The organism is Clostridium sp. LS3, from assembly GCF_055330225.1.
Window position 1 is genome coordinate 426,885 of record NZ_CM143921.1, and the last position, 22,549, is coordinate 449,433.

The 22,549-nt window shown below is 28.4% G+C and carries 18 protein-coding genes, 2 pseudogenes and 1 riboswitch; of the genes and pseudogenes, 19 read left to right on the top strand and 1 reads right to left on the bottom strand.

The features are described from left to right. Nucleotides 1-99: 99 nt before the first annotated feature. The 18 genes and pseudogenes from ACZJV1_RS02215 to ACZJV1_RS02300 all read left to right on the top strand — a co-directional run. Nucleotides 100-357, top strand: a pseudogene (locus ACZJV1_RS02215) (sugar phosphate nucleotidyltransferase); the annotation flags it as partial. Nucleotides 358-524: 167 nt separating this feature from the next. Then, nucleotides 525-2,693: an Ig-like domain-containing domain gene (locus tag ACZJV1_RS02220; protein WP_463651276.1), complete on the top strand. Its 2,169-nt coding sequence runs from the start codon at nt 525-527 to the stop codon at nt 2,691-2,693. 305 nt (nt 2,694-2,998) lie between these two features. Continuing rightward, the gene (locus ACZJV1_RS02225; RefSeq protein WP_463651277.1) at nt 2,999-3,169 is read left to right on the top strand and encodes a hypothetical protein; all 171 of its coding nucleotides are present in this window, start codon (nt 2,999-3,001) and stop codon (nt 3,167-3,169) included. Then, the gene (locus ACZJV1_RS02230; RefSeq protein WP_463651278.1) at nt 3,162-4,718 is read left to right on the top strand and encodes a recombinase family protein; all 1,557 of its coding nucleotides are present in this window, start codon (nt 3,162-3,164) and stop codon (nt 4,716-4,718) included. The genes ACZJV1_RS02225 and ACZJV1_RS02230 overlap by 8 nt, the downstream gene beginning before the upstream one ends. 41 nt (nt 4,719-4,759) lie before the next feature. Beyond that, nucleotides 4,760-5,578 (top strand): annotated as a pseudogene (locus tag ACZJV1_RS02235) (mannose-1-phosphate guanylyltransferase); the annotation flags it as partial. A gap of 376 nt (nt 5,579-5,954) precedes the next feature. Further along, nucleotides 5,955-7,028: a sporulation integral membrane protein YtvI gene (gene ytvI / locus ACZJV1_RS02240; protein ID WP_463651279.1), complete on the top strand. Its 1,074-nt coding sequence runs from the start codon at nt 5,955-5,957 to the stop codon at nt 7,026-7,028. A gap of 47 nt (nt 7,029-7,075) precedes the next feature. Then, nucleotides 7,076-7,498: an NUDIX hydrolase gene (locus ACZJV1_RS02245; protein ID WP_460289062.1), complete on the top strand. Its 423-nt coding sequence runs from the start codon at nt 7,076-7,078 to the stop codon at nt 7,496-7,498. A gap of 160 nt (nt 7,499-7,658) precedes the next feature. After that, on the top strand, nt 7,659-8,252 hold the full coding sequence (locus ACZJV1_RS02250; protein WP_463651280.1) for a zinc dependent phospholipase C family protein: 594 nt from the start codon (nt 7,659-7,661) through the stop codon (nt 8,250-8,252). A 187-nt stretch (nt 8,253-8,439) separates the two neighbouring features. Continuing rightward, nucleotides 8,440-8,799: an ArsR/SmtB family transcription factor gene (locus ACZJV1_RS02255; protein ID WP_411169652.1), complete on the top strand. Its 360-nt coding sequence runs from the start codon at nt 8,440-8,442 to the stop codon at nt 8,797-8,799. Nucleotides 8,800-8,815: 16 nt separating this feature from the next. After that, nucleotides 8,816-11,071, top strand: a complete 2,256-nt coding sequence (locus ACZJV1_RS02260; protein WP_463651281.1) for a heavy metal translocating P-type ATPase — start codon at nt 8,816-8,818, stop codon at nt 11,069-11,071. A gap of 415 nt (nt 11,072-11,486) precedes the next feature. Beyond that, a complete protein-coding gene (locus tag ACZJV1_RS02265) occupies nt 11,487-12,128 on the top strand; it encodes a redox-sensing transcriptional repressor Rex (protein ID WP_460289065.1) in 642 nt (213 codons plus the stop codon). Between the two features lie 288 nt (nt 12,129-12,416). Further along, the gene (locus ACZJV1_RS02270) at nt 12,417-13,199 is read left to right on the top strand and encodes a short-chain-enoyl-CoA hydratase (protein WP_463651282.1); all 783 of its coding nucleotides are present in this window, start codon (nt 12,417-12,419) and stop codon (nt 13,197-13,199) included. Nucleotides 13,200-13,307: 108 nt separating this feature from the next. Next, a complete protein-coding gene (locus tag ACZJV1_RS02275; RefSeq protein WP_460289067.1) occupies nt 13,308-14,447 on the top strand; it encodes an acyl-CoA dehydrogenase in 1,140 nt (379 codons plus the stop codon). Nucleotides 14,448-14,464: 17 nt separating this feature from the next. Then, a complete protein-coding gene (locus ACZJV1_RS02280) occupies nt 14,465-15,244 on the top strand; it encodes an electron transfer flavoprotein subunit beta (RefSeq protein ID WP_411169657.1) in 780 nt (259 codons plus the stop codon). A gap of 21 nt (nt 15,245-15,265) precedes the next feature. Beyond that, entirely contained in the window at nt 15,266-16,273 is a 1,008-nt protein-coding gene (locus tag ACZJV1_RS02285; RefSeq protein ID WP_463651283.1) for an electron transfer flavoprotein subunit alpha/FixB family protein, read from the top strand. A gap of 143 nt (nt 16,274-16,416) precedes the next feature. Continuing rightward, nucleotides 16,417-17,259, top strand: a complete 843-nt coding sequence (locus ACZJV1_RS02290) for a 3-hydroxybutyryl-CoA dehydrogenase (RefSeq protein ID WP_463651284.1) — start codon at nt 16,417-16,419, stop codon at nt 17,257-17,259. A gap of 198 nt (nt 17,260-17,457) precedes the next feature. Then, nucleotides 17,458-17,620: riboswitch (M-box (ykoK) riboswitch) on the top strand. A gap of 183 nt (nt 17,621-17,803) precedes the next feature. Then, nucleotides 17,804-19,147 (top strand): magnesium transporter, encoded by a 1,344-nt coding sequence (gene mgtE / locus ACZJV1_RS02295; RefSeq protein WP_463651285.1) that lies wholly within the window; start codon nt 17,804-17,806, stop codon nt 19,145-19,147. A 235-nt stretch (nt 19,148-19,382) separates the two neighbouring features. Next, entirely contained in the window at nt 19,383-20,324 is a 942-nt protein-coding gene (locus ACZJV1_RS02300) for a DNA-3-methyladenine glycosylase family protein (protein ID WP_411169661.1), read from the top strand. Between the two features lie 49 nt (nt 20,325-20,373). Here ACZJV1_RS02300 and ACZJV1_RS02305 read toward each other — a convergent pair whose 3' ends face one another. Next, complete coding sequence (locus ACZJV1_RS02305) at nt 20,374-21,069, bottom strand: YetF domain-containing protein (RefSeq protein ID WP_460289071.1); 696 nt, start codon at nt 21,067-21,069, stop codon at nt 20,374-20,376. A 375-nt stretch (nt 21,070-21,444) separates the two neighbouring features. Here ACZJV1_RS02305 and ACZJV1_RS02310 point away from each other — a divergent pair, with 375 nt between their 5' ends. Next, nucleotides 21,445-22,398, top strand: coding sequence for an N-acetylglucosamine kinase (locus ACZJV1_RS02310; protein WP_463651286.1), 954 nt, complete (start codon nt 21,445-21,447; stop codon nt 22,396-22,398). Nucleotides 22,399-22,549: the final 151 nt, after the last annotated feature.

Genomic DNA, 22,549 nt, shown 5'->3' on the forward strand with positions numbered 1-22,549 from the left:
GATACTAAATAGAAAAAACTTTTATAAATATTAAAAATTTCACAAAATAAAAATAAATAGCATAGAATGTATTATAGTATTACATGGAGTTGAAAGTTATTGATATACGGGCTAATATTAGCAGGAGGAAAAGGAACTAGACTTTATCCTTTGTCAAGGTCAAGTAAGCCTAAACAATTTTTGAAGGTTATAAATAACAAAAGTTTTTTACAAAATACTGTAGATAGAATAACTCCTTTAATTAAGAAGGAAAATATTTATGTGGTTACTAACAAGGAGTATAAAGATAAAATAAAAGAAGAATTAGGTAATATAAATTCTAATAATATATTTACAGAGCCTATGAATAAAGAGACCCCTTAGTAGATGATATGGGTCTTTTTTATGTGTAGTTTAAAATTAAAAATTAATTTATAGTTTGCTCTATAATTTTATGTTTTAAATTAACAATATGGAGAATTTGTGGTAAAATAAACACTGTATGTATTATTATGTAAAATTATCTAATTAAAGGTGGAGATGGTGTGAAAAATGTATTAATTAGAAGAATAATGTCTTTGGGGATGCTCTTTTTCTTTCTTATGTCACAGACTGATATAGTTGTATCCTGGGCTAGTACTAGTAATAATATAGTTCAAAACGCCAATAAAGGGCAGAGCTATTCGTTTACCAATACTGATTTAAATAATAAAAGAAAATTATATAAAAACGGTAGTGGAACAGTAAGTTACATAATATATGATAAAGATGGTAAAGAGATAAGTAAGGTATTTTTAGGAGATTTTTCTTCAATAGAATTGCCTGCTGGAGGAAAGATGAATGTGACTATTGAAAATACTAGTAAGAATGTAAACTCGGTAGTATTTTATGAGCAAAATAGCAATAATATTAAGGCAGAAATTCTTAATGAAGCTGTATTATCTAATGTTTCTTTGAAATTAGGAGAAAGCTATGAGTTTATAAATAATGATGTAGTAGCTCATGATCTATTAAATACAAGTAGTTTTAATAGTAGATTAATAGATTATTCAATCTACAATAAGGATGGTACAGAAAAAGAAATAGGTTTAATGTCTGATAATAAAAAATTAAATGTACCAGCAGGAGGAAGATTAGTAGTAACTGTAGCTATGTCAAATGATGGAACATCTATAGAATTTGGCGGAGCTAAGGAATATTTTACAGGTAAGTCAACAGAAGTACAAGCTATGGAAAGAGTTGCTTTAAAATTAGGGGAAAGTTATGAGTTTGTAAATAATGATGTAGCAGCTCATAATATATTAAATACAAGTAGTTTTAATAGTAGATTAATAGATTATTCAATCTACGATAAGGATGGTACAGAAAAAGAAATAGGTTTAATGTCTGATAATAAAAAAATAAATGTACCAGCAGGAGGAAGATTAGTAGTAACTGTAGTTATGTCAAATGATGGAACATCTATAGAATTTGGCGGAGCTAAGGAATATTTTACAGGTAAGCCAACAGAAGTACAAGCTATGGAAAGAGTTGCTTTAAAGTTAGGAGAAAGCTATGAGTTTGTAAATAATGATGTAGCAGCTCATAATATATTAAATACAAGCAGTTATAATAGTAGATTAATAGATTATTCAATATACAACAAGGATGGTACAGAAAAAGAAATAGGTTTAATGTCTGATAATAGAAAATTAAATGTACCAGCAGGAGGAAGATTAGTAGTAACTGTAGCTAGTTTAGATAATAAGTCTACATCTATAGAATTTGGCGGAGCTAAGAAATATTTTACAGGTAAGACAACAGAAGTACAAGCTATGGAAAGAGTTGCTTTAAAGTTAGGAGAAAGCTATGAGTTTGTAAATAATGATGTAGTAGCTCATAATATATTAAATACAAGCAGTTATAATAGTAGATTAATAGATTACTCAATCTACAACAAGGATGGTACAGAAAAAGAAATAGGTTTAATGTCCGATAATAAAAAATTAAATGTACCAGCAGGAGGAAAATTAGTAGTAACTGTAGCTAGTCTAGATAATAAGTCTACATCTATAGATTTTGGTGGTGCTAATAAGTATTTTACTGGATGTATTACTACAGAAGAAGCATTGTTTAAAGTATCATTAAATTTAAACGAGAAGTATGAGTTTGTAAATAGTGATACAGTAGCCCATAATATATTAAATACAAGCAGTTATAATATTAGATTAATAGATTACGTGATATATAATAAAGATGGTAGTGAAAAAGAAAAGGGTGAAATGTCTTCAAATAGCAAGCTAAATGTACCAGCTGGTGGTAGAGTGTCAGTAGTAGTAAGAAGTTTAGATAATAAGGTAAATACTTTGGAATTTGGAGGATCAAATAAATATTTTAATAATTCTAAAGGGGTACTATTAGTTAAGGATTCAATACCTAAAAGGGGAAATGCAGATAAAGTGTCAGCAGATAGTATTGAGCCTATATCTTTAATATTTGATAGTAATATTATAAATGGAGAAAAGTTTGATAATATAGCCCTTAAAACTATTAATGGTGTAGAAATACCTAAAGATGTTACTATTGAAGGTAATGTATTAAGGGTTACACCAAAAAATGAATATAGTTATTCAACTGAGTATTTTTTAGTAGTGCCCAAAAATGCAATAACTAATGCTAATAATGATAAATTTATTAAGGATTATTATTTACATTTTAAAACTAACGCTAAATAAAATATTATATATAACTTATAATTGTGAACCATCTGTGTCAATATACAGGCATAGATGGTTTACTTATTTTTAAAATAAATATGTTAAGATAAAAATTCTATTTTTATTATACAAATCTAAGGAATTAATATTAATAATTAAAGTGATTATTTGAGAATAGAGAATCCATAATTAATTAAGTAGAGAAAAAATGTTAGATGACAGTTTTTGTAAGATGAAGTTAGGAGGTTATTTCCTAGCATTTTGTGAATTAAATTTTTAAATATTAATAGTATATATTATAGCAATTAAATTTAGGTGAAAGTGTGAGAATAAATATTATTTATGGAGAAGAAAGGTTTGAAGATTTATTTAAAGATTTAGTAAATGATAAAATAAATGATTTAATTCTTAGAGCAAAGAGTAGTTGCGATTTACGTTATAATGACAATAGATATATATCCACTATAGAATCAGAGGTGGATAAAGATGAATAAAATATGGAATGTAGCAATATATGCTAGAGTTAGTACTGATAAAAAAGAACAATCAGAATCAATACCAGTACAAGTAGATAATTTAAAAAAGTGGTTGCTTGAGAAGTCTAAGAGTGATACTGATGCAATATACAATATGGTGGATATATATGAAGATAATGGGAGATCAGGATCAAACTTTGAAAGAGATGAATTCATAAGAATGAAAAATGATATTGAAAATGGGAAAATCAATATGGTTATTACTAGAGATTTATCAAGGTTTTCAAGAAATTATATTTTAGCAGGATATTATCTTGAGGACTATTTCAAAGTTAAAAATATAAGGTTCATATCTGTATTAGATAATGTAGATACTATATATGAATTTAATGATATTATACCGTTTAAGAATATACTTAATGAGATGTATATAAAGGATTGTAGCAGAAAAGTAAAATCAGCACTTAATACGAGGATGCAAAATGGAAGTAGTATAGCCTCAAAACCTCCATATGGATATAAATTTAGTAAAGTTTACGAAGAAAATCAAAAGAAGATTATTTTAATCCCTAAATTAGATGATACAACTGAGGTAGTTAAAGAAATATATTCATTATATTTAAAGGGGTGGGGTGCAGGAAAAATTGCAACATATTTAAATGATAAAAAGGTACCAACTCCTGCTCAAAATATAAAAAGTTTTGGTAGAAATAGGTTTGGTAAATGGAACAACAATACAATAATAAGTATATTAAGGAATCCTAAGTATGGAGGTTACATGGTTCAGGGAAGGTATAAAAAACCTTCTTATAAATCTAAAAAAATTGTACTCACATCTAAGGAGGAATGGATATATGGGGATGAATTTGAAGGAATTATTAATAAAGAAGTTTTTGATAGAGTTCAAGAAATGATAGTTATGAGAAGTAATAGAAACTATAGATATAAGAATGGAGTAATACATCCATTTTCTACTGTATTAGTTTGTGGAGGCTGTATAGGTTCTATGACCTATAGAGGAAAATATGAGGGATATAAATGTGTAAATAGTCAAATGGGTGGAAAAAGATGCACCTCTCATAGTATTAAGGAAAAAGATCTAATCAAAATAGTATCCAGTAATTTAAAAGAGTTAATATATAAAAGTATAGATAAAGAATCTATATATGAAAATTATGATAGAATAAAGATTTCTGATGATTTGCAGAAACAACTAGATAGTATTAACGAGAAAATATCAAAGTTAAATATTAAAGTTAAGAAGCTTTATGAGGATAAAATAGATGGTATAATTTCTCAATATAATTTTAATAATATACTGAATTTGTTACAAATAGAGCAAGAGCAATTACTTCAAAAGAGAGAAAAATTTATTATTTTGATAAGTGAGAAATCTATAAAAAATGATTTATCATCAATATATAAAAATGAATTAAAGGCTTTACTTGATGGGGAGTGTATTGATAGAAAATTAGTTGAGACTTTAATAGATAAGATTGTTATAAATGAAGTTGGTGAAAGTAAGGAAAAAGAGGTTAATATATACTTTAAATTTAGCAAATATTAAAATGTTAATTATTTTTCATATAAATAACCTTTGTCGTCTATAAAGAGACTGCTACATGTATAGGTCTATCAGCTGTTAAGCTTTTAAAAAAAGATGGGGATGCTGTTATGGTTGTTTTACCCTCAGATCACCATATAGAATCTGAGAAGGTTTATATAGAAACATTATCACAAGCTGTGGATATTGCAAATAAGAGAAGAGGAATAGTAACCCTTGGAATAACACCAATTAGAGCGGAAACAGGTTATGGATATATTGAAATGGGACAAAGAATACAATCGGAAATACCCACTTATAAAGTAGCGAGGTTTACAGAAAAGCCTAATATAGAAGTTGCAAAAGACTTTTTATTAAAAGGAACTTATTTATGGAACTCTGGGATGTTTGTATTTAGAGCAGATGTAATATTAAGAGAGATAGAAAAATATTTACCTCAATTATATAAATCATTAATGGAAATATACAAACACATTGGAGAAGAGGATGAAGAGGAAGTTATAAATGAACAATATCCTTTAATAGATGGAATATCAATAGACTTTGGAATTATGCAAAAAACTAGAAAAGCTTTTGTAATAAAAAGTGATTTTATATGGGATGATATAGGAAGCTTTTCAGCTTTAAGTAGGTATTTAGAAGAAGATAGAAATAATAAAATAAGTAATAATGTATATCTTCAGGATAGTGAGAATTGTGCTATCTTTGGAGATAAAAATTTAATAATTGGTCTGGGAATAAAGGATTTAGTTATAGTGGATGCTGGAGATGTAATATTAATAATGGATAAAAATAAGGATCAAGAAATAAAACATTTATTGGGTGACTTAACCAATAAGCCAGAATATGACGACTATATTTAAAAATTAAGATAAAAATTCCAAATGAAGTTAATAAATATATTTTGTAATTTGGCTAGTTAGATTATTGCCTTAATTATTAAGTACCGATTATTAATTATAAATAGAGAAGCATTGTCTTCTCTATTTTATTATATAAAAATATATAATAAAGAAATTTTTAAATAATAGCTGTTAACAGTAATATATTAAATTGGAAATTATTACATGGGTGGCATTATTAAAATTAGATTAGTTAGAATATAGAGAGCTCTTATTTTTCTAGAAATCAAAAATAAATTGAAATTAAATTCTGAATTTTAGCTTAATATTAAAGTTAGAAATTTAAAATACAAATTTTTTATTGTATAATTTAAATAAAAAATTAAGGAGATAAAAAATGGGAGTAGAGAAAAAAAGAGAGTTTATTATAAATACTATATACTTAATAATAGTTGGAGCAATAATATACATTACTATTAAATATGGGCTTGGATGGTTTATGCCTTTTGTTATAGGGTTTGGGATAGCATTTATATTAAAGCCGCTAATTAATTTCATATCAAGTAAGTTTAGAATAAATAGAAAGTTAGTAGCTGGAATAACAGTTCTAATTTTTTATGCAACTGTTGGTGCACTTTTTGCTTTACTTGTTGTTAAATTGTTTGTAGCTTTAAAATCAGTATTTATTAGTTTGCCTAATATTTATTTAACCAATATAGAACCAGCTGTATATGATTTACTTGATGGAATAGAGATTTTAATAGCAAAACTTGATCCTGCATTAGTACAGGGAATTAATGATATAACTTCCTCACTTGTTGAGTCATTAGGAAGTATAATTACTAACATATCATCAGGAGTTGTTAAATTTGTATCTTCTACAGTATCATCAGTTCCAACATTTTTTATTATAGTTATATTATCTATCATTTCATCATTCTTTTGTGCAATGGACTATACAAATATTACAAGTTTCATAACTAGGCAATTTCCAGATAAGGTTTCTAGCATAATATTAGATGTTAAGGATTATATAGTAGGAACTTTATTTAAACTTATAAAGGCATACGCAATAATCATAAGTATAACTTTTATTGAATTATCAATAGGGCTGTCTATTTTAAAAGTAGAGAGTGCTATAACAATAGCAGCATTAATAGCATTAGTAGATATACTTCCAGTGCTGGGAACAGGTGGAGTAGTGATACCTTGGGTTATAATAGAAGCTATTAAGGGAAATTTTGGATTAGCAATAGGACTTGCAATATTATATGTAACTATTACTGTAATAAGAAATATATTAGAGCCAAAGATTGTTGGTCAGCAAGTAGGATTGCATCCTTTAGTAATGTTAGTATGTATGTTTATGGGAGCTAAAATATTTGGATTCCTTGGATTATTTATTTTACCAATTATAGTTATTATTTTAAAAAATTTAAATGATAGTGGGAAAATACATATATTTAAATAAATTGAATAAAAATTAAATTAACTGATACTTTAAAATTGGAGAAACATATGGAAATTGAATTTTATGAAAAAAATACAATAGAAAATGAAAAGTTACTTTATGCAATAATAGTTTCTAGGTATAGAGATAAATGGGTTTATGTAAAACATAAAAAAAGAAAAACTTGGGAAATACCAGCAGGGCATAGAGAAGTTGGAGAAGATATAAATTTTACTGCTAAAAGGGAGTTAATAGAAGAAACAGGAGCAGAAGAATTTAAAATAACATATATAAATGATTATTCTTTAATAATAGAAGGAGAAAAAAGTTTTGCTTCTTTATTCTACGCAGAAATAAAATCTTTAGGAGAATTACCAAATTTTGAAATAGGAGAAGTTAAGTTATTTGAAGAAGAACCAAAAGAATTAACATATCCTTCAATACAGCCTTTATTAATTAAAAGAATAAAAGAAATAAAGAAAATTAAATAAAAATATTAACAAAACATGAATATAAAATTATTATATTTAATAAAGAGAATTAAAAGTTAATATGATAATAAATGGAGATATAAACAAAAAAACATATTTGTTTTTTATCATCTATAGTATTATTATAAAGATATAAAAATAAAAGCGAGGTGAGGCAATTATGATGATGAATACTCACAAAGCTTTAGCACAACAATTTATAAACAATGTTGAAGAAGATAAAGTTTTTATAATAAATGATGGTCATTTTATTTGGGGAAATTTAAAACCTGATTCTGTATCAAAATATAAGTTTAAAAAACATTATATTGATGAAAGTTTTGAAATGATTGTAAAAAAAATAGAATTTTTATCTTCTCTAACTTTAGATGATATCTATACTAGATATTCACCTAATAAGTTTAATCAGGAATTAGGAGTTGTATGTCACTTTTTATGTGATTATTTCTGTATTCCACATTTTCAAAGATGGGAATTTAAAAGTGCTAATGCTATGAAAGAACATGTATTATATGAAAATGAATTAAATAAATTTACAAAGAATTATACTATTAAAAAAGATATAAATTTACATTTGACTTCAGAAGAAATAAGAAAATATATAATGAAGCTACAGGAAGAATATAATGGAAAATCCTCATATGAAAAAGATCTAATTTATGCTAGTCATATTTGCAGTACTGTTGTAAATATGGTTTTGAATGAAGTTGTTTTAAATCAAAAATTAAAAGAGCATATTGCATTGGTAATATAGAGAGCTGTAAAGCTCTCTTTTTTAGGTTTAGGCGAGTATAAAAGCTTAAAGTTTTGAAAATATGATTAAATATGTCCACTTTTTTACAAAAGATTTTTATTTAAAGTTGACACATTTAATAAGAATAGCATATAATATTATTAAATAAACATATGAACAATTGTTCATATGAGTTTGGAGGGGAATTATGGAAGAAAATAAATTGGAAAGTTGTAATTGTACTATAATTCATAAAGATGTAGTTGAAAAAGTAAAAGGTTCTATACCAAATGAAGAAACTTTATATGATTTAGCTGATTTATTTAAGGCTTTCAGCGATTCTACAAGAATAAAAATATTATGTGCTTTATTTCAAGAAGAGTTATGTGTATGCGATTTAGCTGCTTTATTAAATATGACTCAATCAGCGATTTCACATCAGCTTAGAGTATTAAAATCAAATAGATTAGTTAAGTTTAGAAGAGCTGGAAAAGTAATATATTATTCATTAGCAGATGATCATATTGAGCATATATTTAATGAAGGATTTAAGCATATTATTGAATAAGAAAGTGGGGATAGAAATGAGTAGTAATGAAATAAAATTGATTTTATCTGGATTAACTTGTGCAAATTGTGCAAATAAAATTGAAACTAGAGTTAATAACTTAAATGGAGTTAAAGAAGCCAATTTGAATTTTACAACTTCAAACTTGATTATAGAATTAAATGGAGATATATCAAGAGAAGAGGTAATAGAAGAAACAAAATCAATAATTAAAAAGCTAGAGCCAGAAGTTAAGGTATTTGATAAAAATGATAATAATAACATTACTGAAAATGTTAATAGATGTACAAGTAGTTGCTGTTCTATAGAAAGTGATAGTGATAAAGAAAATCATAATCATGGGAAGGAACATTCTCATACCCATTTAAGAGGAGAAGATCATGGACATTCTCATGATGATTCACACGGACACTCTCATGATCATTCACATGGAGGAAAAGTTGATATAAAGGAGAATATTAGATTAATAATAGGTGCAATAATATATATAGTTGCTATCATTTCAAAAGAGGCTTCAATGATATCAATAATACTTTTTGCTCTTAGTTATGTTTTAATTGGAGGAGAAGTAGTTTTAACAGCTATAAAAAATATATTCAGAGGAGAAGTATTTGATGAAAACTTCTTAATGACAGTTGCTACTTTAGGAGCCTTCTTTGTAGGTGACTTTAAAGAAGGGGTAGCAGTTATGTTATTTTATGAAATAGGAGAGGTATTCCAATCTTATGCAGTAAATAGATCTAGAAAATCAATAACATCTCTTATGAATATAAGAGCTGAATATGCTAATATTTTAGTAGATGGAAAAGAAGAAAAAGTTAAACCAGAAACAGTCAATATAGATGATATAATAGTTATTAAGCCAGGTGAAAGAGTACCTTTAGATGGTGTTGTATTAGATGGAACAAGCTTTGTAGATACATCAGCACTTACTGGTGAATCAGTTCCAAGGGAAGTTTCTGTGGGAGAAGATATTCTAGCAGGATTTATAAATACAAATGGTGTTTTAAAAGTTAAGGTATCTAAAAACTTTAAAGAATCAACAGTATCAAGAATTTTAGAATTAGTGGAAAATGCATCTAATAAAAAAGCACCAACTGAAAAGTTTATAACTAAATTTGCAAGAGTATATACTCCAATAGTTGTATTTTCAGCTTTAGCGTTGGCTATAATACCTCCATTAGTTATAAAGGATGCAAGTTTTTCAGATTGGATTTATAGAGCTTTAATATTCTTAGTTGTATCTTGTCCTTGTGCATTAGTAGTTTCTATTCCTCTCGGATTATTTGCAGGGATTGGAGGAGCATCTAAAAAAGGTATATTAGTTAAGGGTGGAAATTACCTAGAAGCTCTTAAAGATGTTAATACAGTTGTTTTTGATAAAACAGGAACTTTAACTAAAGGAGTTTTTAAGGTAACAGAAATAAATAATAATAATATTTCAAAAGAAGAATTAATAGAGGTTGCGGCTATAGCAGAAAGCTTATCAAATCATCCAATAGCTCAATCTATTATAAAGGAATATGGAAAAGATATAAAAAATGAAGAGTTAAGTGATTATGAAGAAATATCAGGACATGGAATTAAAGCCTTAATTAACGGAGCAGAAGTTTTAGTAGGTAACTATAAACTGATGGAAAAGTTTAATATAAGTTATACTGATATAGCATCAATTGGAACAATAGTTCATATTGCTATAAATAATGAATATAAAGGTAATATAGTTATATCCGATGAAATAAAAGAAGGCGCTAAGAAAGCCATAGAAGGCTTGAAGGAAGTTGGGGTTTCTCAAACTGTTATGTTAACAGGTGATAATAAATCCGTGGCAGAAAAGGTAGCATCACTAGTAGGCGTTGATAAGGTATTTTCAGAATTATTACCAGGAGATAAGGTTGAAAAGGTAGAAGGTTTAATAAAAGATAATTCAACTCAAGGAAAAGTTATATTTGTTGGAGATGGAATAAATGATGCACCAGTTTTAGCAAGAGCTGATATAGGAGTTGCTATGGGAGGAATAGGTTCAGATGCAGCTATTGAAGCCGCAGATGTAGTTTTAATGAAAGACGATCCAGAAGCTTTAGTTACAGCCATTAAAGTTGCAAGAAAGACAAATAAAGTTTTATGGCAAAATATAATATTCTCATTAGGAGTAAAAGTATTAGTATTGATTTTAAGTGCTTTTGGAGTAGCAACAATGTGGGAAGCAGTATTTGCAGATGTAGGAGTAACTTTAATAGCAGTTCTAAATTCAACTAGATGTTTAAAATAATTTTATAACTATTTTATTGACAAATTTCATCATATTAAATATAATGAATTAGGTTGAAAATTTTCAGGCGTAAGGGAAGCATACAAGATCATTATCTTGTTTACAAAGCTTTGAGAAGCTTTGTATAAATTTGAGACTTATGTATAACGGATCTGCTACGTTATACATAAGTCTATTTTTTATAACTAAATATAATTAAATTAATTTTTATTGGAAAATATTTTATTAAATGTTTATTAAGTATATAATCTATTTTTAGATTTTAAGAAAAATAAAAGAAAATTTTGAAACTTTGTTAAATACGTAACTCAAGTTGTTTTAAAATTTTAATAAAAGTGTTAAAATATATATTATAAATTTGGTAATAATAAAGTTTTAATATATGAAAATAAATTTGATTAGGAGAATGAAGGTTATGGATAAGAAAAAGAATATTTCTATGGCTGTAATTAAAAGACTGCCAAAATATCATAGATACTTACAAGAGTTGTTAAGAAATGATGTAGATAGAATTTCTTCAAAAGAGTTAGGAGAAAAGATAGGCTTTACAGCGTCACAAATACGCCAAGACTTAAATTGTTTTGGAGACTTTGGCCAACAGGGCTATGGATATAATGTAAAAGATTTATATAATCAAATAAGCCTAATATTGGGATTAAATAAAGAATACAAAGGAATCATAGTTGGAGCAGGAAATATAGGTCAGGCAATAGCAAATTACAGTAGATTTTCTCAAATAGGGTTAACTATAGAAGCTATATTTGATGCAAATCCTAAGCTTATTGGAATGAAAATAAGAGATATAGAAATACAAGATATTGATAACTTAAAATATTATTTAGGAGATAACAGTATAGATATAGGAATAATTTGTGTTCCTAGAATAAATGCACAAAAGGTTAGTGATACTTTAGTAGAAGGTGGAGTAACAGGCGTATGGAATTTTGCTCCAGTTGATTTATCTGTACCTGAAGAAGTTACAGTTGAAAATGTTCATTTATCAGAAAGTTTACTAACATTAATATATTTACTTCATGATAAAGATGAAAGTAAGTAGTTACATTAAAAAATTGCCTAAAATTAGAAATATTTATTGCAAAAGAAAATTTAAGAGTTTATAATAATAATTGAAGCGGGGGCTTCAATTATTTTTTTTATTAATTGTTACAAGATTAACAAATGGTTTATTTATTAAACATATAGATTATTAAAGAATTTTTGATATGTTTAGTTAAATATGTCACATTAAAGGGTATAAAGTATAGGTTTGAGAAGCTTATATAATTAAAGATTAATGAAAAATTGAATAATTTTATATAAGTATAGTTAAAGGGAGGACTTTATTATGGAGTTAAAGAATGTAATTCTTGAAAAAGAGGGAAATCTAGCTATTGTTACAATTAATAGACCTAAAGCTTTAAATGCTTTAAATTCAGGGACTTTAAAAGATTTAGATGCAGTTTTAGATGATTTAGAAAATGATCAAAATATTTACTGTGTCATACTAACAGGATCTGGGGAAAAAGCTTTTGTTGCTGGAGCAGATATTTCTGAAATGAAGGACTTAACTGAAGATGAAGGAAGAGAATTTGGTCTTTTAGGAAACAGAGTTTTCAGAAGATTAGAAAAATTAGACAAGCCTGTTATTGCGGCTATATCAGGATTTGCTTTAGGTGGTGGATGTGAATTAGCTATGGCTTGTGATATAAGAATAGCTTCAGAAAAGGCTAGATTTGCTCAACCAGAGGTTGGTCTTGGAATAACACCAGGATTTGGAGGAACTCAAAGATTACCAAGATTAGTTGGTGAAGGAAAGGGCAAAGAGCTTATTTATACTTGTGCAACTGTAAAGGCAGATGAAGCTTTAAAAATAGGCTTAGTTAATAAAGTTGTGGCACTAGAAAGTTTAATGGAAGAAGCTAAAAATATGGCAAAGACCATAATATCAAATGCTCCTATAGCAGTAAGGTTATGTAAAGATGCTATAAATAGGGGGATGCAAGTAGATATAGATAAAGCTATAGAAATTGAAGCCGAAGATTTTGGTAAATGCTTCTCTACAGAAGATCAAAAAGAGGGCATGGAAGCATTTATGGAAAAGAGAGCCAAAAATTTTTCTAACAAATAGTCAGAAAAAATAAAATATAAAAAAAATTCAAATTTAAATAATTAAAAATATTTAAATTAAGTAAATTCATATAATCAAAAAAGGTTCAATATCAAGGAGGTATATTAAATGAATTTTCAATTAACTAGAGAGCAAGAATTAGTGAGACAAATGGCTAGAGAATTCACTATAAATGAAGTAAAACCAATTGCTGCTGAAATTGATGAAACTGAAAGATTTCCAATGGAAAACGTTGAAAAAATGGCCAAGCTTGGAATGTTAGGAATTCCTTTTTCTAAAGAGTACGGTGGAGCAGGTGGAGACACGCTTTCTTATATATTAACTGTAGAGGAGCTATCAAAGGCTTGTGGAACTACAGGGGTTATAGTGTCTGCCCACACTTCTCTTTGTGCATCTTTAATAGAGCAGTTTGGAACTAAAGATCAAAAAGAAAGGTATTTAAAAGATCTTGCAACAGGTAAAAAACTTGGTGCTTTTGGTTTAACAGAACCAGGAGCAGGTACAGATGCGGCAGGTCAACAAACAGTAGCAGTATTAGATGGAGATAATTATATATTAAACGGATCAAAAATATTTATAACTAATGGAGGAGTAGCAGAAACATTTATAATATTTGCTATGACAGATAGAAGTAAAGGAACAAAGGGAATATCAGCATTTATAGTTGAAAAGGATTTTCCAGGATTCTCAATAGGAAAGAAAGAAGAAAAACTAGGAATTAGAGCTTCTTCAACAACAGAATTAGTTATGAGTAATTGTATTGTTCCAAAGGAGAACTTAATTGGACAAGAAGGTAAAGGCTTTGGTATAGCTATGAAAACTCTAGATGGAGGAAGAATAGGTATAGCAGCTCAAGCTTTAGGAATAGCAGAAGGAGCATTTGACGAAGCAGTTGCTTATATGAAGGAAAGAAAACAATTTGGAAGACCATTAGCAGCATTCCAAGGTTTACAATGGATGATTGCAGAAATGGATACAAAAATAGAAGCTGCAAGACACTTAGTTTATAAAGCAGCATGCTTAAAGGATGCTAAACTTCCATATTCAGTAGAAGCAGCAAGAGCTAAACTTTATGCAGCAGAAGTTGCTATGGATGTAACAACTAAGGCTGTTCAAATATTCGGTGGATACGGATATACTAGGGAATATCCAGTTGAAAGAATGATGAGAGATGCTAAGATAACTGAAATCTATGAAGGAACATCAGAAGTTCAAAAAATGGTTATTTCAGGAAATGCATTAAGATAATAAGGGAGGATTTATAGATGAATATAGTAGTTTGTTTAAAACAAGTTCCAGATACAACAGCTGTTAAGATTGATCCAAAAACAGGAACACTTATAAGAGATGGAGTTCCATCAATAATAAATCCAGAGGATAAACATGCTTTAGAAGAAGCATTAACAATAAAAGACAATACAGGAGCGAAAGTTACAGTAATAAGTATGGGACCTCCTCAAGCACAAAATGCTTTAAGAGAAGCTTTATGTATGGGAGCTGATGAAGCCATTCTTATAACTGATAGGGCTTTTGCGGGAGCAGATACATTAGCAACTTCAAAGGCTTTAGCAGGAGCTTTAAAAAAGTTAGAGTATGATATAGTATTTGCAGGAAGACAAGCAATCGATGGAGATACTGCTCAAGTAGGTCCAGAAATTGCAGAGCATTTAAATATACCTCAAGTAACATATGTTCAAGATGTTAAAGTAGAAGAAGATGGATTATTAGTAAATAGAGCATTAGAAGATGGGTATGAATTAATAAAAGTTAAGGCACCAGTTCTTTTAACAGCTATAAAGGAATTAAATGAGCCAAGATATATGAATGTTAAGTATATCTTTGACACAGCTAATAAGGAAATAAAGATTTGGTCAGCTGATGATATAGATGTGAATAAAGATGAATTAGGACTTAAAGGATCGCCGACTAAGGTTAAAAAGAGTATGACTAAAGAAGCTAAAGGAGCTGGAGAAATAATAAATGAAGTTCCACAAGAAGCTGTAAAGCATGTATTAGGAAAATTAAAGGAAAAGCACTATATCTAAGATATATGGGAGGTAAAAAATATGAGTATGGCAGATTACAATGGAGTTTGGGTATTTGCTGAGCAAAGAGAAGGGGAACTTCAAAAGGTTTCTCTAGAATTATTAGGTGAAGGTAGAATGATTGCTGATAAGTTAGGAGTAAAACTAACAGCATTGCTATTAGGAGATAAAGTTAATGGATTAGCAGACACATTAGGAAGACATGGAGCAGATGAGGTTATCGTTGCTGAGAATGAGTTATTAAAGCATTATACAACTGATGGATACACAAAAGTTATTTGCGATATAGCTAATGAAAGAAAACCAGGAATATTATTTATAGGAGCTACTTTCATTGGAAGAGATTTAGGGCCTAGAGTAGCAGCTAGATTATCAACAGGATTAACAGCAGACTGTACAGTCTTAGATGTTGATGTTGAAAAAGCAGATTTACTAGCTACAAGACCAGCTTTTGGTGGAAACTTAATGGCAACAATAGCTTGCCCTGATCATAGACCACAAATGGCTACAGTAAGACCGGGAGTGTTCTCAAAGCTTCCAGATGAAGATAGAGAGTTTACTGTAGAAAATGTTGAAGTTAAGCTAGAAGAGGCAGATATTAGAACTAAAATAGTTGAAATTGTAAAGGAAGCTAAGGATATAGTTGATATAAGTGAAGCTAACTTTATAGTAGCTGGAGGTAGAGGAGTTGGTTCTAAGGAAAATTTTGCTATACTAGAAGAATTAGCAGAAGCCTTAGGAGGAACTGTTGCAGGATCAAGAGCAGCTGTGGAAAATGGTTGGATAGAAAGAGATTATCAAGTTGGTCAAACAGGTAAAACAGTAAGACCAAATATATATATAGCATGTGGTATTTCAGGAGCAATACAACACGTTGCAGGTATGCAAGACTCTGACATGATAATAGCTATAAATAAAGATTCATCAGCTCCAATAATGAAGTCAGCAGACTATGGAATAGTTGGAGATTTATTAAAAGTTGTGCCAGAAATGACAGTACAAGTAAAAGAGTTAAAAGAAGAGAAATAGAATTAACATACAATAAATATAATTGACAATTAGCAATAGAAAATAGACAATTAAAGAGTAAATTTAATATTTATTAATTTAGTTTTTTTGAATTGTTAATTATTAATTGACAACTATCAATTATAAAGGGGTGTTTAGTAAAAATGGAAAAGATTTTTGTAATAGGCGCAGGAACAATGGGTGCTGGAATAGTTCAAGCTTTCGCTCAAAAAGGATATGAAGTTATAGTTAGAGATATCAAAGATGAATTTGTTGAAAGAGGAATAGCTGGAATAAATAAAGGCTTAAGCAAATTAGTTTCTAAGGGAAAAATGACTGAAGAAGATAAGGAAGCTATACTTTCAAGAATAACGGGAACTACTGATTTATCTCTTGCTGAGGATTGTGATTTAGTAATAGAAGCCGCAGTAGAAAATATGGAAATTAAAAAGAGTATATTTGCTGAACTAGATTCAATTTGTAAGGAATCAGCAATCTTAGCTTCTAATACTTCATCATTATCAATAACAGAAGTTGCATCAGCAACAAAAAGACCAGATAAAGTTATAGGAATGCACTTTTTTAACCCGGCTCCAATAATGAAGCTAGTAGAAGTTATAAGAGGTATAGCTACATCTCAAGAAACTTTTGATTCTGTTAAAAATTTATCAGTTGCAATCGGAAAAGAGCCTGTAGAAGTTGCAGAAGCTCCAGGATTTGTAGTTAATAGAATACTTATTCCAATGATAAATGAAGCTACATTTATACTACAAGAAGGAATAGCTTCAGTTGAAGATATAGATACTTCAATGAAATATGGCGCAAATCATCCAATGGGACCTTTAGCTTTAGGAGATCTTATAGGATTAGATGTTTGCCTAGCTATTATGGATGTTTTATATAATGAAACAGGAGACAGTAAATATAGAGCAAGTAGTCTTTTAAGAAAATATGTTAGAGCTGGATATCTTGGAAGAAAAACAGGAAAAGGATTCTATAATTATTAGAATTTAATAATAAAGAATTAAAACTAGTGGGAGAGTAAAGGAATAAATTCCTAAGCTCTTTCACTTTTTTTTATTTAATATATTGTATATAATATTAGAGGTTCATAATAGTTTAAAGTATAGTTTGTTATAAAATAATATTCATTTTATTGACATGTAGATTTTTATTGCATAGTATATTATTAGGAATAAATATATAATACAAATTGTTAGGTGAGGTTCCTATAAAGAAAAATGCTACTACCCAGAAAAATCTAGAGATTCCAATGGGTTAGCAAGAATCATCGCTAAGGTGATTTTTAATGTAGCTGACATTATGTCTACGCTTTATAGTGCTAAAGCTCTACGATTATAAAGCTAATGTTATTAACTTTTGTCGTAGAGGGCAAAAGTTTTTTATTTTGAAGGGAGATGTTACTATGGACTCGTATCTGGGGACAATGTATGAATTGAATAGATTTAGATATAAAAAAGATAGGAAAGTCTTAATAGTAGTAATCTCTATTGAAGGATTTTCTCCTATCTAATTTTAGGAGGAAAATTTATGAAGTTAGATATGAATAAGGAAGAGTTAAGAAGATTTTTACTTCATGCTCCACAAGATAAAATTATTAAGTATATAGAAGATATACATCCAGTAGATATATTAGATGTATTACGTGATAATAAAGAAGATATAACTGATATCTTATATAGATTACCAGAGGAATTTATTGCATCAATAATAGATGAAGCTGAGAATGAAGAAAAGTATGAAATACTTAGTCAGTTTTCAGAGAACAAACAAAAAAATATTATTGAAGAAATGTCTTCAGATGAATTAACAGATTTACTAGGGATTTTAGATGAAGGACAAGCGAATAAGATTTTAGCAAAGATGACTGATGCAGATGCTAGAAAAGTTAGGCAATTATTAAGCTATGATCCAGACACTGCTGCAGGGATAATGGCTACGGAATTTATATCAGTAAAAGAGAATATGACTGTAGAGGAAACTTTAAAATATTTACAACAATATGGAGAAGAGATTCAAAATATATATGACTTATATGTAATAGATAATTTTGATAAGCTTAAAGGAATAGTTCCATTAAAAGATTTAGTAGTCTCAGGGTTTAATACTAAGATATCAGATATTTTAAATACTAATGTAGAATGGATTCCCTATAATATGGATCAAGAAGAAGTTGGACATAGGTTTGAGAAATATGGATATTTAACTATGCCTGTAGTAGATAATGCAAAAAGATTACTTGGTATAATAACCTTTGATGATGTGATGCAAATATTAAGGGATGAAAGTACAGAAGATATTCATCGTCTTGGGGGAATAGACAAGGAAGAAAAGATTAATGGAACATTAGGAGAGTCAGTAAAAAGTAGATTACCTTGGCTTGTTATTAATTTAGTTACAGCTATTTTAGCATCAGCAGTTGTAGGGATGTTTGAAGGTACAATAGGACGAGTAGTTTCTTTAGCTACATTTATGCCAATAGTTGCAGGAATGGGCGGAAATGCGGGTACACAAACATTAACTATAATTGTTAGAGGATTAGCATTAGGGGAATTAAACTTTAGCAATATTAAGCATACATTCTTTAAAGAGGTCGGAATCGGACTTATAACAGGTTCTGTAATAGCTATTATAATATCTATATTAGGATATATGTGGGAAAGAAATATTGTTTTTGGAATAGTTATAGGTGTAGCCATGGTTTTAAATATGGTTGTTGCTACAATGTCAGGTTATGTAGTACCAATAGTGCTTAAAAAGCTTAATATAGACCCAGCATTAGCTTCATCCATATTTGTAACAACATTTACAGATGTATTAGGTTTCTTCTTCTTCTTAGGATTAGCTACCTTATTATTAAATTATTTAATTTAAAGAGTGATCATATTGACAATCAAAAATAGTAAAATGTTTATAAAATTAAATTTATAGGGAAGTTCATTGAATTTCTCTATTTTTTTAAACTAAATAAGGTTTATTTTAAAATTATCAATTTGCAATTTTTTATTTTAATTTATATTGTGTTATAATTAATTAAAAGAAGAGGGGAATAGTTCGTTTATGTCTCGGGGATAAATAATATATTAATGAGATATATAGAGGTGAAGAAATGGATTTTAAAAATGTTATATTTGAAGAAGATAAAGCTATAATACAAGGAGTTAAAAACTTTAATATAAAGCAAATATTAGAGTGTGGGCAATGTTTTAGATGGGATAAGATAAATGATTGTAATTACATAATTGTTGCCTATGGAAAAGTTATAGAAGTAATTCAAAAAGATGATGAAGTTACAATATATAATACTAATGAAAAAGACTTTAATAACATATGGTTAAATTATTTTGACTTAGAAAGAAGCTATGATGATATAAAGGATGTTCTTGCAAAGGATGAAATACTTAGAAAAAGTGTTGAGTTTGGGTATGGAATCAGAATATTAAATCAAGATCCTTTTGAAATGCTTATAAGTTTTATAATATCAGCTAGAAATAGTATTCCATCAATAAAGAAAACAGTTAAAAAGATATGTGAAAAATGGGGAGAAAAAGTAGAATACAAAGGAAATGAATATTATACATTCCCAACTCCAAAAGCAATTAAGGAATCCACACTAGAGGAAATACAAGAAACAGGTGCATCTTTTAGAAGTAAGTATATAGTTGATACTATTAAAAAAGTTAATGAAGCTCTAGTAATTAAAGAGGATATAGAATTAAATCCTACTAAGTATGAAGAAAGACCAGAAGTATTAGATTTTGATTTAGAGTACATAAAATCATTAAATGATGATGAATGCCATATAGCACTTCAAAAGTTTATGGGAGTAGGAGCAAAAGTTGCTGATTGTATAATGTTATTTTCAATGGCAAAACATTCATCTTTTCCTGTAGATGTATGGGTTAAAAGAGCAATGATTCATTTTTATGTTGCTCCAGATGTATCTTTAAATAAAATGAGAGTATTTGCTAGGGATAAATTTGGTGCCTTATCAGGGATGGCACAACAATATTTGTTCTACTATGCAAGGGAAAACAAAATAGAAGTATAAAAAAATAAGGTTGGAATAGCAAGGATGCATCCAACCTTATTTTGTTTTATTATGGGTTCTTATCAATAAATAAAGTTCCATCACTTTGAATTTCAGCATAAAAGACATCCTTAATTGAATTTATATTTTGCTTAGCGAGTTCATCTTTTACCCACTTCTCATCTAAATCAAATTCTTTTAAATTATGCTTTATTATTTTACCATCACTAATTATTTCAGAAGGAATATATTTTATCTCGGAAACAGGTATTTTCATATCAGACTTAGTTGGTTGATGATGCTCAGGTTTTTTCATTACACTTAAGCTTCCGTTTGGCTCTAATATAGCATATTCCACTTCTAAAATAGAGAAAACACTATTCTTTCTAAGTAGCATTGAAAGATCATCAATATTAAGACCGGTTGAAAATAAAGAATCTTTCATAATTTTACCTTTTTTTATCAAGATAGTTGGTTGTCCGTCTAGTATATGTCTTATTTTTCCTGATTTTAAGCTTATGTATGAAGCAAGGCTACTTAGTACGCACCACCAAATCAAACCAATAACTTCATCCGTAATGGGCCTATGAATATCACTAACTACATTGGCAGCAATAGAACCAATTGTAATCCCAGTAACATAATTAAAAAATGTTAGATGACTCATTTGCTTTTTTCCAAGTACTCTTGTTGATGTTAACAATACAATAAATATAACGGTTGTTCTGAATAATAAATTAAGTATGTCTACATTTCCTATATTCATATTAAACATCTCCTCTAAAAATATGAATTTTTAAGACAATAAGAATAAAAAATAACCTTTTCATCTATAATAACTTAATTTATGTTTTCCAAAGCTAATTAATTTATTCAAGAATGTTTTTTTATCAGTTGAAAGATGGCATAAATGATAGAAGTATATAGAAGTTAAGAAAAGATATGTATTAAAAATTAATATGAGATATCTATTAATTTTAATAGAGTATAATATTGGAATTTAATAATAATAAAGATATAATTAGATAGTAGAGGAAGTTATTAATAATATACTAGACATAGCTTAAAATTAGTAAGGTTTATAATATGTTATTATAGTAAAAAGAATTATATAAGACAAGTTGTATAGGGGGAAGGAAAAATGTATTATTTAGGTATTGATGGAGGCGGAACTAAAACAAAGTATCTACTAGTTAATGACAAGCTTGAAAAGGTATCAGAAAAGGAAGGTTCAACTATACACATTCATCAAGTTGGTGTGGATGGTATAAAAAAAGAGTTAATAGAAAATATTTCAAAGGTATGTGAAGAAGCCAATATAGAATTTAAGGATATAGCATATGCATTTGCAGGAGTTCCTGGATATGGAGAAAGTCTAGATGACATGGAAAAGATTGATAAAGCAATAAAAGAAGTTATGGAAGTACCATATTCTATTGACAATGATGCTGTTAATGGATGGGCAGGGGGAACTGCTTGCAAGCCAGGAATAAATGTAGTTGCTGGTACAGGTAGTATAGCTTATGGAAGAAATGCAGAAGGCAAGCTTGCTAGATGTGGTGGGTTTGGACCAGGGATAGGTGATGATGGTAGTGCATATTGGATTGCCTTAAGGACTATAAATGAATATACAAAGCAAAAAGATGGAAGAAAAGAAAGAACTGCTTTATACGATATATTAGAAAAAGAGTATAATATAACATACCAATATGAAATAGTTGACGTAGTATTTAATAGATTGAAGTTTAATAGAACGGAATTAGCTAAATTCTCTAAAATATGTTTCCTTGCAGCGGAAGAAGGATGTCCAGATTGTAAAAAAATATTTAGGGATGTTGCAGAGGCTATATTTGAGCATATAAATGCTATATCAAAGGAATTAAATTTTAAAGATGAATTTGTAGTATCATATACAGGTGGGGTATTTAAGTCTGGAAAATACGTTTTAGAGCCTTTACAAGAAATGATAAATAATTCAAAACTGAAATGCAAATTACAAGAACCAGCATTAGACCCATGGAATGGTTCAGTATTATTAGCATATACTTTAGCAGGAAATAAAGTTCCAGATAACGTTAAAGAAATATTTAAGTAAAAGAATATAAATAAAAAGAGGCTGTCTGAGATAGCCTCGTTTCGTTTCTGTAGTCAATAATAAATTAGATAAAATAGCTTATATGTTGAATAAGTTAAATAATAATAAAATTAAATTAATAAAAAAAGAGGACTGCTAGTAAATAGCATGT